Genomic DNA, 15,394 nt, shown 5'->3' with positions numbered 1-15,394 from the left:
CTCCTTAACCAGTAATGAAAGCAGGCCACACCGGCATCTGCAGGTTGATGCCGTACACGAAGGCGCCCATGCTGATGAGCACCAGCACGATGGCGTTCAGGATCGCGCCCTTCCAGCTGAACTCATGGCTGGCCATCGACGACACCATCACCAGCACGAACACCGACAACACCATGCCGAGCGGCTTGAGCAGCAGGCCGAACAGCACCACCGAACCCAGGATCCACAGCAGGGTCTTCAGGTCCCAGCGGGCGAGCTGGTCGGCTTCGCCCTTTTTCGAGACCGAGCCGATCAGCACGAATGCGCCGAGTATGGCCAGTACCAGTCCGAGCAGGAAGGGAAAATATCCGGGGCCCATCTTGGCGGCTGTTCCCATGGAATAGCCGCGAGCGACCCAGGAAAAGCTCAATCCGACCAGAATGAACATCAGGCCGGAGGCAAAGTCCTTTTGGCTGCGTATGCGCAAAACGATTCTCCTCAAAGTACATAAAAACTTGTGCGCCCCCGAGCGCAGGCTCTTGCGTGCGGAGACGGTTCGATCGGCAGGCGGACACGGGCTTGCCTGCAGGATGGGTGGAACATTAGAGAGGCGATCTTTCAGCTTGCTTTCATTTGTCTTGTTTTAGGGGTATTCACCGATATGCCTGGAAGTCCGGCCAAAAAAATACATATCACGTCATGATGTATTTAAAGGACCGACGAAAGGAAACTGAAGGGGAATTGAAGGGAAACAGAAGGGAAATGGAAAGGAAGGAGACAGCAAATGCAGGGCACGCGCACGGCCGGCGCGAATGCGTCAACTCGCGGCAGCCGGGTAGAGGCACCGGGAACGAGTAAGCCCGGGGGCAAAAAACCGCGACGGGAAGGCACGGATGGCGGCCATTCCCCCTATCGGCAGAAGTCAGAATGGCAGGCTGGCCTTTCGATTGCCTTTCAAGCGTTGCGCGGGGCATTCGAGACCGGCGCGCTCGCCACGCGGCGTTGGCGCCATGTGCCGTCTCCCGGCGCAGCCCGGCCGGCTGCCGGTGGCCCGTGCCGGACTCTGCGATAATCTCAGAGTACGAACATAATGCAAGAGTACTGATGTATGAACAAGGACGCTGGCGCCCACCCTGCAAGCCCTCCCTTCTCCACCGCCCCTGACCCGGCCGTTCCCCGTGCCGGCGAAGGCAAGCGCGGCGAAGCCGGCTACCTGGGCTACCTGCTGCGGCAAGCCGGCGCGGCCAACCGGCTGCGCATGGAGCGTGCGCTGGCAGACCTGTGCGTCACCTCCCCGCAATTCGTGGTACTGACCATGCTGGGAGCATATCCCGGCCTGTCCAATGCGGATCTTGCGCGGCTCGCGCTGCTGACGCCACAGACCGTGAGCGTCATCGTGGCCAACCTGGAAAAAGCGGGTTCAATCCGGCGCCAGCCCCACCCGGTACACGGCCGGATCCAGAACATCGTGCTGACACCGGCAGGCGCCACGCTACTGGCGGCATGCCGTGAGCGTGCGCGGGAAAACGAGCAGGGATTGCGCGCGGGACTCAGCGAACAGGAAGAGCAGGTGGTCCGGCGCTGGCTGGCCGGACTGGCGAGAGGGAATGACGCGGAACCGGCCGCATAACCGGCCGCATAACCGGCTGCATTGTCGGCCGCATACGCGCGGCGCCGCGGCCATCATCGCTTGACTGGCGCTCAGTCGGCGACCTGGTCCGATGCCCGCCGGGGGAGTTGCGCGGCCGGGACGGCCATGGCATCTCCGGCGCCGGCCGTCGCCAGGGCATCCTCGCACGGGGTGCCCATGCTGGTGTCGGGTGCCTGGGCAGCATACTCCGGCTCGGTCCCGGGGACCGGCTCGACTGGCAGGATATGGCTGGCGCGCCAGTTGCCGAAGCGGTAGTAAACCACCGCCAGCGTCACCGACACCACCGAGCCCACCGGGAAGCTCCACCAGATCGCATCGGCACCGATGCTGCGCGAGAGCATCGAGGCAAACGGCAGGCGCACCAGCCACATCGAGACAAAAAGGATCACCAGCGGCGCCATCACCGCGCCGGTGGCGCGCACCGTGCCGAACAGCACGATGGTGAAGCCGAACAGGATGAATGACCAGAGCACGATGGCATTGATCTGCTGGGCAATGCCGATGGCGATGCCGTCGGCGGGCAGGAACAGGCCCAGCGAATGGCGATTGAACAGGTAGATCAGGCCGACCAGCGCGCCCGTCATCAGCAGGTTGAACAGCAGTCCTGCCCGCGTAATGCGCGCCACGCGATCCCACAGGCCGGCCCCCACGTTCTGCGCCACCATCGACGATACGCTGGCGCCCACTGCCAGCGCCGGCATCTGCACATAGGTCCAGAGTTGCGAAGCCACGCCGTAGGCAGCCGTGGTCTGCGAACCATGGCGATTCACCAGCGACATCATGACGATGGCTGACGACGAGATCACCACCATCTGCAGGCCCATCGGCAAGCCCTTGGCGACCAGGGCGCGCAAGATGCCAAGGTCGGGCCACAGATAGGCGCGCTGGTGGCGGCGCAGCGCCAGGAAGTGGCGGCGGCGGTAGAGCAGGGCCAGCATCGCGGCAAGGCTCGTCAGTTGCGCGATCAGCGTGGACAGCGCCGAGCCGGCAATGCCGAGCTTCGGGAACGGGCCGATGCCGAAGATCAGCAACGGGTTGAGCACCACGTCCAGCCCCACCGACAACAGCATGAAATAGAACGGCGTGCGCGAATCCCCCGCGCCGCGCAACGTCATCATCACGAAGTTGTAGAAATACATGAAAGGCAGCGCCAGGAAGATGATGCGCAGGTAGCTGATGGCGAGCGGCCTGGCATCGGCCGGCGTATCCATTGCGGCAAGGATGTCCGGTGTGAACGCATAGCCCAGTGCCGCTGCCAGCACGGACAGCAGGACAAAGAACGTGGTGCTGGTCCCCACCACGCGGCGTGCCTCGGCCAGGTCGCGCGCGCCCACCGCCTGCCCGATCATGATGGTATTGGCCATGCTGATGCCGAACACCACGCCGAGCAGGAAGAACAGGATGATGTTGGCATTGGAAGTGGCCGTCAGGGCCGCCTCGCCCAGGAAGTGTCCCACCCACACGGAATTCACCGAGGCATTGAGCGACTGCAGGATATTGCTGCCAAGCACCGGCAGCGAAAACAGCAGCAAGGTGCGGCCGATCGGGCCGGTGGTCAACTGGGCTTTGGATTTCGTCGGCATGTTCGAGGATTGTCCCGCTTTCTTGTCGCACCGGAGCTGCATTGGCCCGGAAGCAAAGGAGCGATTGTCCCCTTTGCGCCACTATCTCACACCTCCGGGACAGGCTTTGTCGGGAAGCGTCTGTCAGACAGGAAGGCGATTGTAAGCAGTTGTCTGGTTCGCTGCACGCGCGCCGGACCTGCCGGGTCAACCGGTGGCGAAATGCGCGACACGAGCGGTCCCCGAATTCGCCGGAGATGCCTTTGCGGCGTGCCCGCGAAGGCAGCGATGGGGCCCTGTCCGGCGCGGCAGGCGTGATATCCCGATGTTCTGCTTCCGTCTTCCCGCCGATATCGCGGATACGCGAAACGGCTCGGTGTCAGCGCCTGGAAGCCTCCCGATACGCCGCGATGCGCGCCCTGAGTCCCGGCCGGGCCGCGGAACGCACCAGTTCGCTGAGCTGCGCCGCGCCCGCCGCGACTACCGCTGCCTGGCCGCCCAGCGTGGCCGCCTGGATGGCGGCCTGCGTGGGCGCATCGAGCCGGCGGGCGCGTTCGGCCAGCCCGGCGAGCGCGGCGGCGCGCTCCTCCGCCGGGATCATCCTGCTTGCCAGGCCCGCGGCAAGCGCGTCGTCGGCCCGCACCGCGCGTCCGGCGGCAATCCACTCGCGCGCCCGCGCCGTACCCACCAGCCGCGCCAGCCGCGCACTGCCCAGCACCAGCCCGAAGGCCGCGCCCGGAAACGCGAAGCTGCTGCCCTGCGCGATCCAGCGCTGCTCGCAGGCGGCCACCAGGTCGGCACCGGCTCCCATGGCCCGTCCCTGCACCAGCGCCACCGTGGCGAACGGCGCGTCGTGCACGCTTTGCAGCAGCAGTTCCACTCGCACGAAACGCGCCAGCAGCGAATCGTCGCTCTCGCTGTCGAGATCGCCCAGATCGAAGCCGGTGCAAAAGTGCTCGCCCGCGCCTTCGATGGCAAGCAGGCGCGTGCCGTCGAGATAGCAGGCATCCACCGCCGCCGCCAGCGCCGTCACCAGTTCGGCCGAGAGCGCATTGCCGCGCCCGGGCCGGTTCAGCGTCAGCCGGGTGACGTCGCCCTGCCTGTCGGCCAGCAGGATGCCTTGCGCCGCGGTCACGGTCACCGTGCCCCCCTCACGCAGCGGCCGGCGCCCAGAGATTGGGCACCAGCGCGTTGGAATAACCGGAAACGAAAGGCTTGGTGGCGCCGCTGGCGGCATCGTAGACATGGCGCTGGATGCGGCCGATATTGCCGCCATAGAGGTGCACGCTGACCGAAACACGGTCGTCGTATGCATTGCGCACACGATGCACGTCCCCCAGCGTGGGCGACACCGCGGCCACGTCGCCGGCGGACAGCAGAACCTCGTCGCCGTCGGCCACCAGTTGCCCGGCTTCGATGCGATAGCGCTGGTCCACCTCGGCGCCGCGCAGCACGCCGATCAGGCCCCACACGGTGTGGTCATGCACGGGCGTCTGCTGGCCCGGCCCCCACACGAAGCTCACCAGCGAGAAACGATCGAGCGGGTCGCCGTAGAGCAGGTGCTGCTGGTAATAGACGGGATGCGGCTGCGCCATCGCTTCGGGCAGCCAGTCGTCGTGCGCCACCAGTTCGCGCAGCGGGCCGGTAGCGCCGGCCAGCAGTGCGGCCTCGTTCGCGCCAGCCTGTCCCGCCCCGTCCACCAGCCGGCTGATGGTGGCCACGAACTCGCGCAGCCGTTCGATCTTGTTGCTCATGATGCATCCTTGGAAGAATCGTTGGCCGCGTCCGCCGCTGCGGCCAATGCATAGCGCGCGCGGACCGACTCGTTGTGCTCGCCCAGTGCCGGCGGATCGCGGCGGATCGGCAGGCCCTGGCCGTCCAGCCGCAGCGGCGAAGCAAAGGTGCGGGTGCGATGGCCGCCCGGCAAGGTCAGTGGCCTGACCCACTCCATATGCCCGACCTGCGGGTCATCCAGCGCGGCTGCGTAGTCGTTGATGCGCGCGTGCGGCACGCCGGCCGCGTTGAAGGCCGCGATCCAGTGATCCACGCCGGCGCCGGCGAAGCGCTCCTCCAGCAGTAGCTTGAGCGCGGCCTGGTTGGCGGCACGGTCGCGCGTGGTGGCAAAGCGGGCATCCGCCGCCAGCGCGGGCAGGTCCACCACGCGCACCACCTCCAGCCACAGCTTCTGGTTACCCGCCGCAATGGCGAAGTAACCGTCGGCGGCGCGAAAGGCCTGGTAGGGCGCGTTGCGCGGATGCGCGGAGCCCAGCTTGACCGGGTTCCTGCCGGTGCCGAAGTATTCGCTGGTCTGCAGGGCGGCGATGCCAAGCGTGCAGCCATACATCGGCACATCGATATGGGCCCCGCTGCCGCCGGCGCGCACACGCGCCAGCGCGCTGGCAATGGCGAACGCCGCATACAGCCCCGAAGCAAAATCGGCCAGCGGCACGCCACACTTGACCGGCGCGCCATCCGGCTCGCCGGTCACGCTCATCACGCCGGCGGCGGCCTGGATGGTCAAGTCGAAGCCGCCTTCTCCGGCGCGCGGTCCGCTCTGGCCATAAGCCGACACCGAGCAGTACAGCAATTGCGGTTTTTGCTCCCGGAAGCTGGTGTAGCCCAGGCCAAGCCGGTCCATCACGCCTGGGCGGTTGTTCTCCACCACCACATCGGCATCCAGGATCAGTTGCCGGGCCAGCGCGAGATCGCCGGCATCCTTGAGGTTGAGCGCCACGGATTGCTTGTTGCGGTTGAGCGAGGCGAAGTTCTCCGAGAACCCGCCCGACAGCGGCGGCCACTGGCGCAGGGTATCGCCGTCGGGCGGCTCCACCTTGATCACCTCGGCGCCCATGTCGGCCAGCAGCATGCCGCAGAAAGGCCCGGCAGCCACGGTACAGAACTCCACCACCCTGACCCCGTGCAGGGGCAGGTCCTTCTCGCTGACATCTTGCATGGAATGCCCTGTGGAACGTTGGCGGCCCGGCGGGCTCCCGCTACGCGTGGAAAACCTGGATCGCCCTGGGACCGCGATTTGAGGCATTATATTCACGTTCCAAAATAGGCTACAATCGTTCCACATTTGAGAACTAGTGGCTTGCGCGCCGCATGTGCCGCACTCCATCATGAACAACACCCTGATCAAAGGGCTTGGCGTCATCGAGTTGCTGGCCCACAGCGACCGGCCCCTGGGCCTGACCGAGATCGCCACCCACCTCGGCCTGGCCAAGAGCAACGTACACCGCCTGCTGCAGGCGCTGACCGATCTCAACTACGTGATCCGCGACGCCTCCGGCAGCGGCTATAGCGCGTCCATCAAGCTATGGGAGCTGGGCTCGGCGGTACTCTCGCGGCTGGACCTGCGCCGCCACGCCGAGGCCTGGATGGACAAGCTGATGCATGCCAGCGGCGAGAGCGTGCACCTGTCCGTGCTGGACCGCGGCGAGGTCGTCTACGTGCACAAGATCGACAGCCCCAACCCGGTGCGTGCCTACACCCAGATCGGCGGGCGCGCGCTGGCCCATTGCGTGGCCACCGGCAAGGCCATGCTGGCCTTCCAGCCGGACGCGGCGCTGCAACGCATGTCGGCCTCCCTGGTGCCATCCACGCCCAACAGCATCGTCACGCCCGAAGGCTTCCTGCAGGAAATGGAAAAGGTGCGCAAGCAAGGCTATGCGATCAACCGCGGCGAATGGCGCGAAACGGTCTACGGCATCGCCGCGCCGATCAGCGACGGCAACGGGCACGTGATTGCCGCCGTGGGGCTGTCGGGGCCGGCGGAGCGGTTCAAGCCGCAGAAGATCAAGCCCTTCGCGCAACTGGTGCTGAATTCCGCCACGGATATCTCCGACAGCCTCGGCGGCGGTGCGCGGCACAATGCGCTGGCGCTTGCCACGCGCAGCATGGTGGCGGTGCGGCGCTAGTCTTCCGGTCGCGTGGTGACGGCGAAGAGAAGACGCCGGACGCCCGTGCTTGAACTGATGACCTGGCGCGCGCCGGGACAGCGCACAGCCGCAGGTATCACATCGGCACGCGACCCGGGTCGAATACAAGGTAGTCATCCGGCTGGAAACGACGTGCCCTGGCCCAGTACTGCGTGCTGAAGCCGGGCCACAGGGTGGTGACTTTGCCGCTACGCTTGTCCTGGTACCAGCTCTTACAGCCGGTTACCCATACCGACTTGCGGAGCCGGCGCTGCAGTGCCTGGTTGTAGTGCGCTTGAACCTCGCGCTTCACCTCCACCACAGCAGCGCCTTTCCGGCGTGCGTGCTTCAGGGCGCCCACGATGTGGGCCACGTTTGCCTCTATGATGAAGACCATGGAGTTGTGTCCCAACCCGGTGTTCGGTCCGGTGAGCAGGAAGAGATTGGGAAAGCCGCTGACGCTGGCCCCGACATAAGCCTCGGCGCCGTCGCGCCAGGCCTCGTTCAGTTCCAGCCCCATGCGGCCGTGCAGGCTCAGCTTGCTGAGCGCTTCTGTCGCCTGGAAGCCGGTACCGAAAATGATGGCGTCAACGCGATGCATCCTGCCGTCCACCGATCGTACGCCCTCCGGGGTTACGTGATCGATTCCCGCCGTAACCAGCTCCGTATTGGAACGCTGCAAAGCCGGATACCAGTCATCCGAGATCAGGATCCGCTTGCATCCCATCACATAGTCAGGGGTAAGCCAGGCGCGAAGGACAGGGTCCTGGACTTGCGCGTGCAGGTGTTTGAGCGCGACTTTCGCCCCCCATTCCATGTACTTCGGATCGACCACGGTGCCTAGTGCAGACAGTTCGTTCAGCCAGTGGATGCGCCAGCGGTTCAGCCGCATGATGCCGGGCACCCATTGGTTAACGGATTTGCGCAACGCGGTGAAAGGCCGGTCGCCGCGCGGCACGATCCACGGTGGGGTCCGCTGGAATACGCTGAGACTTGCCACGCGCGGCGCAATCTCGGGCACGAACTGGATAGCGCTGGCGCCCGTGCCGATGACAGCCACGCGCTTGCCCCGCAAGTCGAAGGCGTGATTCCAGCGCGCCGAGTGAAAGCATTCTCCGCGGAACTCCTCAATGCCGGGCAACGCGGGCGTGACCGGCTCGCTCAGCCCGCCGGTGCCGAGGATCAGATAGCGTGAGCGCAGGCTGCCCTTGTCCGTGTCGGTCCGCCAGGTCTGGGTGCTGGCATCGAACGCTGCGCCTTTCACCAGCGTGTTGAAGCGAATCCGGTCTTCCAGACCATACTTCCTTGCGGCGTTGCGCAGGTAGGAGTAGATCTCGCCTTGCCCCGGATAGGTACGGGACCAGTCCGGATTGAGTTCGAAGGAGAATGAGTACAGGTGCGATGGGATGTCGCAGGCGGCGCCAGGATAGTGGTTGTCGCGCCAGGTGCCACCTACCGTCGCTGCGCGCTCCAGCAGCAGTACCGAATCGAATCCAGCCTCCCGCAGCTTGATGGCCATGCATTGGCCTGCGAAGCCGGTGCCGACGATGATCACCTCGGCATCGAGTTGCACGCCTGATTCTTCTCTCAACAGATTCACCACGCTTGTTCTCCAATAATGCGGTTCACGTCGGTGTGCTCAGCCGCGCTTCGCCATATCGGCCAGCACTTCCTGCGCCGCGCGCTGGCCGGCCCGGATAGCGCCTTCTATGTAGCAGTACCAGATGGATGAAGTCTCGGTGCCGGCCCAGAAGATCGGCGGCTCGTTCCGGCAGAGCGCGTCGCCGTATCCGGTCCAGGTGCCGGGGGACGCGTAGCCGCCATAGCAGCCGCGGCTCCACGGCTCGCGCGTCCAGTCCAGGTCCAGGTAATCGACTGGATTGCGCGCGGCATCGCCGAACCAGCGGCTCGCTTCGGCGATGAACTGGCTGCGCCGGGCCGGACTACCGCGCTCCGACCACTCCACCGCGGCGCGGCCGTCTATGAATCCGCATAGCAGGCCCGCGGATTGATCTGGCGGCGACACATCGAAGATGGGGGAGAACACACGGGTATCGCTAAGTACCAGGCCGTTCAGTCCGGCTTGGCGCCAGAATGGCCTGTCGTAGGCCAGATAGCATTTGATGACCGAGCCCATGTGCAACCGCTGCATGAGCCCATCGCGCCGCGCGTCCAGCGGCGGCTGATAGTCGATACGGCCGGCGATGGCTGGCGGCAAGGCCATGATGAGGGCGCGCGCCGAGTAGGATTCGAGTCCGCTCGTTGCGAGCACGGCGCCAGGAGTGCGTGTTATGGCGTGGACAGGGGTGCCGAGCTTGACGGCGCCGGGCGGCAGCGATGCCGCGAGGTGCTGCGCGATCTGGTGCACGCCGCCCTTGAAGAGCCATTTTTGCGCGCCCTCCGTCGCTGTCGTCAATGTGGCGAAGCCACCGCCGGACTTCACATAGAAGAGAAAATGCAGAAAGCTTACCTGGGTCACCTCGGCACACAGCAAGGCCCGACAACTGATCGCCATGTCGCTTTTCACCTCGGGCAGCGCGTCGACGCGGTCCAGCCAGTGGGCGAGTGTCATGCCATCGAACTCGGCGGCGCGGTGCCAGTGCCAATGCTTCCGTGCGGGCATATCGGCAGCCAGCGCTTCAATCGAGACGAGCAACGTGCTGTACTGCAGCTTGGCAGCGTCGGACCGGGCGCTGAAAAAATTCTCTCCCTCGGCACGGGTCACGCGTTGGCCAAGTTCCACGATGTTCTTGCCTGCGAGCGGCTGCGCAAAGCGTTCGACGCCGAACTCGTCCGCCAGCGCGATCAATGCCGTCTGTGTCGGGCCCGCCCACATGCCGCCCAGGTCTACCGTGAGCCCCGCAATAGTGCCTGGCATGGTACGGCCACCGACGCGGTCGCGCGCTTCCAGCACAAGCACGCGCATGCCCTGCTGGTGTAGGTTCCGCGCTGCCGTCAGGCCGGAAAATCCGGCGCCGACAACGATCACATCCGCTTCCTGTACGTTCACATCGCTGCCGGTTCCGAAGGGTTTCACGATGGCTCCATCTGAAGGTTTCTGTAAATGGTGAATCATCATTGTTATGATGCTGATAAGCGGCTCGGCACGAAATCCGGCGAGCCTCGTTCTCATTACGACGGAGCGGTCCGGCGCAAGCCAGGCTGCCGTACAAACAGGTTAAAGCCCATGGTCACGCCTCAAGCACCTCGTTCCCTCAAGCGCAAGGCTGTCGCAGCCGGGCCCGCCAAAACGGCGGCGCCCGCGAACACCAAGGAAGATGCATACGAACGCAAGCGTATCGACGTCCTCGAAGCCACCTGGCGGGCCATCCTGCGCGTCGGGCTCGAGAACGTAACGATCCGTGAGATCGCGGCTGAGATGGGGGCGACGACCGGCGCCGTGGTGCACTACTTCCGCACCAAGGATGAGGTGCTGATCTATGCGCTCGACTACCTGATCTCCGGTCTGGTCGCAGACGTCGAGCGCCGGCTGGAAGGCGTAACCGGGATCGCGCGCCTCGAAACCATCCTCCATGCCGCCCTGCCGCTGGACCTGGAGGGCGAGACCGGCTGGCGCATCTGGCTTGCCTTCCTGAAGGCATCGGTGGGCAGCGAGACGCTGTCCGCCGAGCACAAGCGCCGCTATGCGTTCATGCGGGGCGCGCTGGTCGGGGAACTGGCCGCACTGCAGAAGCAGAAGCTCATCCGCAGCGGGCTGGACCTGACCTTGGAGGCCGACGCGATGGTGGCACTGGCCGATGGTCTGGGCGTGGGGCGCATCATAGACCCAGAGCGCTTTGCGCCGGCTCAGCAGCGCATGCTGGTCAAGCGTCATATCCGGGCATTCCTCGTTCCCACGGCTTAGTGCACCGGCTCTCATTGATGCTCGCGCCATGCGCCGGACTCCCTCAGGGTCAGAAACAGGCGCATGTCGCGCCACCTGGCCCAGATGTAGAAGCGGCCTATCCCGGTGTCCAGGCGATCAATGGCGTAGCCCAGGGACTTCGGTGCGATCGCGAGCGAGCCGCCGATCTGGCCCTCCAGCCGATCGGGTCGGGAACTGAGGAGGCGCCGGTGCAGCACCAGCAGCCGACCCTCCTCGGTCTGGACCAGGATGCGATGGCCGTAGCCCGCCAAGGTCAGTACAAACTGGATCGCCGTGTCGACAAAGAACCACAATGTCAGTGGCGACACGATCTCGAAGACCGTGCGCGCTACGCTGCGTATGCCATAGGCCTCGAACAGCGCATAGACGATGAGTTCGTTGGCGATTTGGGAGATCGCGAAGCTCAGCGTGAGCAGCAACCCCGGATGAATCTTGCGAAAGGCCCACACGTATCCGGCAATCGGTCTGCCAAGCAGTTCTGCCAGCTCCGCAAACATCGCTTCGCGTTCGATATTCATGGGCAAGCCCTTGGCTGGGCCGTTCGCGGCGTCCCGGTGGGGCGTGAATGCGGCTGTGTCACGGGCAGGCTCCGGCGCAACGCCACTCGCCTGATGCGTGTCGTCGGCGTTCAGGGTAGCGTTGGGATACCTATCGTCGGGGGGCATGGCGATCCTGTTGTTTATTGCACGGAAGGCGAGACTCAGAATTTGCGGCTGACACCCAGCAGCAAGGTGAGCTTCCCGGGATCACGCGTCTTGCCGCCGCCGACATCCACCAGATATGCCTGCCGGTTGCGCGCGCGGGCGCCGACCGCGGCCGCGCTGAATTCGAAGCCCTTCCACGAATGCCGATACTCGATGCTGAAGCTATTCGTGTCGAAGTCGTGAAAATTCCGCACACGTTGATGGCCTATGCGGACTTCGATGGCGCTGACCTTGGACAAGCGATGCAGATAGCCCAGCTCGAAGTAGCCACTGCCACGGCTGTTCTTCAAGCCGCCCTCATAGCACTCGAGCGAGCTGACAAGATCATCCATGCCCGCGCACACCGTCTTGGAACCGATGCCGTAGAAGTTCTCGGAAACGGTATGGAAGTAGCGCAGCGAGAGACCTCGATAGCTGATGCGGCCAAACAGTTCGGCCGTGTCCGGGCTTACATCGCCAGGGATTGGCCTGACATCGACGACCTCTTCCAGTTCAGGGTCTATCGTCACGTTATAGCCCGAGGCGCCCGGCAACCGGCTGCCTGGGAAGCGGCTGTACAGCCCGCCTGCCTCATAGTGCCAGCCATCCGGGTCGCCCCCGCGGTAACCGGCCACGGCCTGCAGCCTGATGCCTTGCCCCCCAGGGTACTGGTGCTTGCTTACCCCTAGCACCTCGAGTTCCGCGAAAGCCCCCGACGAATGCAGCAACTCCGCCGCGGCACGGGCGGTCGGGCGATTGGCGCTGTTACTGAGGCCACGTTCGCGGCTGTCCGTGACAGCCGCGAACGTGAAGCTCAGGTTGAACGCGGGACTGTCCGGTGCGGCGGCGTCAATGCTGGACTGGGACCGGGCCGGGACCGCCGTTCCTGCGCCAGCGAGCGTGAGCAAGAGAATGGGGATGCGAGGGTTCAAGGCAACTCCTCAAGGTCTGCAGGTCTGTTCCGAGCCGGCCGCGGCGGTCCAGGTCTCGGTCTCGCCAAAGACTTCCGCGCCCACGAAGCCACGCAGGAAGAGCTTGCCGTCCCGCTTGCGGAGCGCGGCCTTGTAGGTTTTGCCCTCTTCGGGGTCGTAGACCCAGCCGTCCTTCCACATCGTTCCGTCGAACTGATGCAACTCGAGAATCAGCAGGCCACAGATGGAGCGATTCCGGAGTCCCGCATTGGGATTGGCCTGATCCGTGCCGCCCTCCCTGGACCACGCGATGTAGCCGCATAACTGGCCGGCCTTGGGGCAAGGCTTCAGTTCGATGACCGACTTGTCTTCGGTATGCCACAAGCCCTCGAATCCCGTCGCCGCCGACGCTGTCTGCGCCGCCGTCGCCTGAGCCCAAAGGCACGCCGCCAAGGCGAGGGCGGCAGGCCTGATACGAACCCCGCGGCAGGCAGGGCGGAGCACTGAATCTTGCGATTGAACCGGGTGCATATCTTCTCCAGAGCTTGCAATAGGGAGACTGCGGCGCCTTGGTCAGGACGGCTATTTCAACAACGCCTCCCGAAGGACCACGATGGGCTGGCTGGCGTCGCGTATCCGGACGAATGGCTGCAAAAGGGAAAAAAAAGCCTCGGCATGAATCACTGCCTCGGGGGCATAGACTCCCGTTTTCTCAATTCGCTGCTCGGCCAGCATGCGCAGCGCAATGGCTGTCGGGATGCAAGTGTTGGGGCCCATGCCGCCGGGGATTTCCCCGTTCAGCCAGGCACTGCATACATGGCGTTGGCCCTGGCGCTTCCCCTCGACAATCGCTGACATTTCCGCAGGGATATAGCGTCGGCCGAAGATCGATTCCTTGAGCGAGCTCTTAAGCAAGAGCATGGACTCTCCGAAAGACAGCCCGGATATGTCCTTCTTGAGCACGATGCCGCGCAGCACCTTGGCCGCCTGCTCAACGGTCTGCCCGTGCTTGTCGACGCGCGCCTGCACGATTTTCAGCACACCGACCAGCCCATGCGAGAGCACCATCGCGTTGACACCTTCGCGGATGGATGGGAACGTGCCCGGCAACGTGACAGGCTCAGGGTGGCCCACGGTATGGGCCTTGACTGCGCCCACGCCAGGCACGTGCAGCACGACCTCCGCCAGCGGCGTCCCGGTAGCGATACGCCCGGCCATGAACACCGGAATGCTCCCCGTGAGCTGTTCGATCCAATGTTCGAGCGCCGCGCCCAGATCGGTATCCGCGTTGGCCTCCTCCTGGGCGCGTGAGACGCTCCCCCAGGTGGTGACCACACGATGCGGTGCCTCCATGTTGCGGATCGCCGAGCTGGCCAGCAGGTTCGCCACCCCAGGGCTCGCGCCCATGCCGACGATAGCGGTGATGCCTGCGGCCCTTGCCTTGGGATGCAAGTCCAGCATGGCCAGGGTTGGCTCCGGATCGTCACAGATGTCTATGTAGTGGCAACCCGCATCGATTGCGCATTCCAAGACCATTGTGCCGAAGAGATAATACGGGCCTATGGTCGACACCACGACGTCGTAGCATCGAAGGATATCCGTCAAGGCCGCGCGGTCACGGGCATCCACGGCCAGGGCGTCGATGGCCGGATGCGCCAGCCCCGCCACGTACTGGTGCGCGGCAACGGCATTCCTGTCGGCCACGGTAAGCCGGGTGAAGGCATTGAGCAGGATCGCAGTCTCCACAAAATGCCGGCCCATGAGGCCGCAGCCTCCAAGTGCCAATACCTTCATGCTGGTTCTCCGATTGATGAGCGTAACGAGTCCCTGGTTGCTTGATGCACGCATCCGTATTGCGAGGCGAATGCACGCGATGCACTGTCGGCCTCAAGGAAATGCCTGACCATGCGCCTTGATATCCTTGGCATCAGCGCCTCGGGGAAGTCATGGCCCATGCCTTCGATGCATTCAAAGCTTGCCCCCCGTATGTGCCGGGCGGTGCTGTGTCCGGCCGCGACGGGCACGAGCGGGTCTTGCGCGCCGTGTACCACCAGCGTCGGCGTGTCGATCAGGCCCAGCAATGGAACCCGCGAGCCCGAGGCCAGGATGGCGGCGAACTGCCTTTCGGTCCCGTGCGCGGCAGGTGCGTTGCGCTCGAGGTCGTGCTTTGCGCGCTCGAGCCACACGCCGCGCGCGGTCGGATAGCCTGGACTGGCTATCCGTTCCCAGGTGCGGACGGTGTACGCGATCTCCTCCTCCAACGAGGGATCTCGCGGCGGATTGAGGATCAGCTTCCACACATCCTTCCTGGCCTTGGGCAGGCGAGGGTCTCCGGAGCTCGACATGATGGAGGTCAGCGAGCGAACCGCAGCCGGGAAGCGTGCCGCGACGATCTGGGCGATCATTCCGCCCATGGATGCGCCCACCAGATGCACTGGCCCAAGACCAAGCTGGTCGATCAGGCTCACCGTGTCGTGGGCCATGTCATCCAGCCTGTAAGGTGCGCGGCCTCCGAGGCCGAATTGGGCTCGCAGGTAGAGCCATGCCAGACGGGGCTTGCCGCTCAGCCGGCTTGACTGGCCTATGTCGCGATTGTCAAACCGGATCACCTGGTAGCCCGCATGCACCAAGGCGGCCACCAGGGTGTCGGGCCAGCCCGTCAGTTGCTGGCCGAGTCCGTGGATCAGCACTACGGGCGGTGCCGTGGAGGATCCCAGCGTTTCATAGGCGAGGCTGACATGGCCAACGCGGGCAAACCGTGGTGCTGGACTCAAGATGTCCTCCTGAGATGGTCGTGGATGG

Annotated in this window: 15 protein-coding genes; 3 read left to right on the top strand and 12 right to left on the bottom strand. The window is 64.8% G+C overall.

Translation table 11 applies throughout. The features are described 5' to 3' along the window. Nucleotides 1-4: 4 nt before the first annotated feature. Nucleotides 5-466 carry a tripartite tricarboxylate transporter TctB family protein gene (locus tag AC3FOF_RS10025; RefSeq protein WP_017224001.1) on the bottom strand — a complete coding sequence of 154 codons (462 nt, stop codon included), beginning with the start codon at nucleotides 464-466 and terminating at the stop codon, nucleotides 5-7. Between the two features lie 621 nt (nucleotides 467-1,087). On the opposite strand from AC3FOF_RS10025, the gene AC3FOF_RS10020 reads away from it, so the two are divergent. After that, nucleotides 1,088-1,609, top strand: a complete 522-nt coding sequence (locus AC3FOF_RS10020) for a MarR family winged helix-turn-helix transcriptional regulator (protein WP_488726509.1) — start codon at nucleotides 1,088-1,090, stop codon at nucleotides 1,607-1,609. Between the two features lie 71 nt (nucleotides 1,610-1,680). Here AC3FOF_RS10020 and AC3FOF_RS10015 read toward each other — a convergent pair whose 3' ends face one another. The 4 genes from AC3FOF_RS10015 to AC3FOF_RS10000 all read right to left on the bottom strand — a co-directional run bounded on the left by AC3FOF_RS10015 (nucleotide 1,681) and on the right by AC3FOF_RS10000 (nucleotide 6,145). Continuing rightward, entirely contained in the window at nucleotides 1,681-3,213 is a 1,533-nt protein-coding gene (locus AC3FOF_RS10015; protein WP_488726508.1) for an MATE family efflux transporter, read from the bottom strand. Nucleotides 3,214-3,571: 358 nt separating this feature from the next. After that, nucleotides 3,572-4,333 carry an enoyl-CoA hydratase/isomerase family protein gene (locus AC3FOF_RS10010; protein ID WP_276265971.1) on the bottom strand — a complete coding sequence of 254 codons (762 nt, stop codon included), beginning with the start codon at nucleotides 4,331-4,333 and terminating at the stop codon, nucleotides 3,572-3,574. Between the two features lie 10 nt (nucleotides 4,334-4,343). After that, nucleotides 4,344-4,946: a cysteine dioxygenase family protein gene (locus AC3FOF_RS10005; RefSeq protein WP_488726507.1), complete on the bottom strand. Its 603-nt coding sequence runs from the start codon at nucleotides 4,944-4,946 to the stop codon at nucleotides 4,344-4,346. Beyond that, on the bottom strand, nucleotides 4,943-6,145 hold the full coding sequence (locus AC3FOF_RS10000) for a CaiB/BaiF CoA transferase family protein (RefSeq protein WP_488726506.1): 1,203 nt from the start codon (nucleotides 6,143-6,145) through the stop codon (nucleotides 4,943-4,945). The genes AC3FOF_RS10005 and AC3FOF_RS10000 overlap by 4 nt, the downstream gene beginning before the upstream one ends. 169 nt (nucleotides 6,146-6,314) lie before the next feature. Here AC3FOF_RS10000 and AC3FOF_RS09995 point away from each other — a divergent pair, with 169 nt between their 5' ends. Further along, complete coding sequence (locus tag AC3FOF_RS09995; RefSeq protein WP_488726505.1) at nucleotides 6,315-7,112, top strand: IclR family transcriptional regulator; 798 nt, start codon at nucleotides 6,315-6,317, stop codon at nucleotides 7,110-7,112. A gap of 97 nt (nucleotides 7,113-7,209) precedes the next feature. Here the strand turns inward: AC3FOF_RS09995 and AC3FOF_RS09990 are convergent, their stop codons facing one another. Beyond that, a complete protein-coding gene (locus AC3FOF_RS09990; RefSeq protein ID WP_488726504.1) occupies nucleotides 7,210-8,667 on the bottom strand; it encodes a flavin-containing monooxygenase in 1,458 nt (485 codons plus the stop codon). 84 nt (nucleotides 8,668-8,751) lie between these two features. After that, entirely contained in the window at nucleotides 8,752-10,191 is a 1,440-nt protein-coding gene (locus AC3FOF_RS09985) for a flavin monoamine oxidase family protein (RefSeq protein ID WP_488726503.1), read from the bottom strand. A gap of 108 nt (nucleotides 10,192-10,299) precedes the next feature. Between AC3FOF_RS09985 and AC3FOF_RS09980 the strand changes: the two genes are divergently transcribed. Further along, nucleotides 10,300-10,977 (top strand): TetR/AcrR family transcriptional regulator, encoded by a 678-nt coding sequence (locus AC3FOF_RS09980; protein ID WP_017227499.1) that lies wholly within the window; start codon nucleotides 10,300-10,302, stop codon nucleotides 10,975-10,977. Nucleotides 10,978-10,988: 11 nt separating this feature from the next. On the opposite strand, the gene AC3FOF_RS09975 is transcribed toward AC3FOF_RS09980, so the two are convergent. From AC3FOF_RS09975 to AC3FOF_RS09955, 5 genes are read right to left on the bottom strand one after another with little or no spacing between them, the layout of a single operon-like run. Further along, on the bottom strand, nucleotides 10,989-11,663 hold the full coding sequence (locus AC3FOF_RS09975) for a hypothetical protein (protein ID WP_488726502.1): 675 nt from the start codon (nucleotides 11,661-11,663) through the stop codon (nucleotides 10,989-10,991). A 35-nt stretch (nucleotides 11,664-11,698) separates the two neighbouring features. Further along, nucleotides 11,699-12,589 carry a TorF family putative porin gene (locus AC3FOF_RS09970; RefSeq protein ID WP_488726501.1) on the bottom strand — a complete coding sequence of 297 codons (891 nt, stop codon included), beginning with the start codon at nucleotides 12,587-12,589 and terminating at the stop codon, nucleotides 11,699-11,701. A gap of 33 nt (nucleotides 12,590-12,622) precedes the next feature. Beyond that, the gene (locus AC3FOF_RS09965) at nucleotides 12,623-13,123 is read right to left on the bottom strand and encodes a DUF2147 domain-containing protein (protein ID WP_488726500.1); all 501 of its coding nucleotides are present in this window, start codon (nucleotides 13,121-13,123) and stop codon (nucleotides 12,623-12,625) included. 51 nt (nucleotides 13,124-13,174) lie between these two features. Further along, nucleotides 13,175-14,386, bottom strand: coding sequence for a saccharopine dehydrogenase NADP-binding domain-containing protein (locus AC3FOF_RS09960; RefSeq protein ID WP_017227503.1), 1,212 nt, complete (start codon nucleotides 14,384-14,386; stop codon nucleotides 13,175-13,177). After that, nucleotides 14,383-15,366, bottom strand: a complete 984-nt coding sequence (locus tag AC3FOF_RS09955) for an alpha/beta fold hydrolase (RefSeq protein WP_488726499.1) — start codon at nucleotides 15,364-15,366, stop codon at nucleotides 14,383-14,385. Before AC3FOF_RS09955 ends, AC3FOF_RS09960 begins: the two co-directional genes overlap by 4 nt. Nucleotides 15,367-15,394 lie beyond the last annotated feature (28 nt).

It is taken from the genome of Cupriavidus sp. 96C5-1, from assembly GCF_057798855.1.
This window is presented reverse-complemented; position numbering and strand designations above follow the sequence as displayed.

Coding starts and splice junctions, on each gene's coding strand:
- AC3FOF_RS09975 (WP_488726502.1), bottom strand. CDS start 11,663: ATGCCCCCCGACGATAGGTATCCCAACGCTACCCTGAACGCCGACGAC.
- AC3FOF_RS10020 (WP_488726509.1), top strand. CDS start 1,088: ATGAACAAGGACGCTGGCGCCCACCCTGCAAGCCCTCCCTTCTCCACC.
- AC3FOF_RS10000 (WP_488726506.1), bottom strand. CDS start 6,145: ATGCAAGATGTCAGCGAGAAGGACCTGCCCCTGCACGGGGTCAGGGTG.
- AC3FOF_RS10005 (WP_488726507.1), bottom strand. CDS start 4,946: ATGAGCAACAAGATCGAACGGCTGCGCGAGTTCGTGGCCACCATCAGC.
- AC3FOF_RS09985 (WP_488726503.1), bottom strand. CDS start 10,191: ATGATGATTCACCATTTACAGAAACCTTCAGATGGAGCCATCGTGAAA.
- AC3FOF_RS10015 (WP_488726508.1), bottom strand. CDS start 3,213: ATGCCGACGAAATCCAAAGCCCAGTTGACCACCGGCCCGATCGGCCGC.
- AC3FOF_RS09965 (WP_488726500.1), bottom strand. CDS start 13,123: ATGCACCCGGTTCAATCGCAAGATTCAGTGCTCCGCCCTGCCTGCCGC.
- AC3FOF_RS09960 (WP_017227503.1), bottom strand. CDS start 14,386: ATGAAGGTATTGGCACTTGGAGGCTGCGGCCTCATGGGCCGGCATTTT.
- AC3FOF_RS09980 (WP_017227499.1), top strand. CDS start 10,300: ATGGTCACGCCTCAAGCACCTCGTTCCCTCAAGCGCAAGGCTGTCGCA.
- AC3FOF_RS09995 (WP_488726505.1), top strand. CDS start 6,315: ATGAACAACACCCTGATCAAAGGGCTTGGCGTCATCGAGTTGCTGGCC.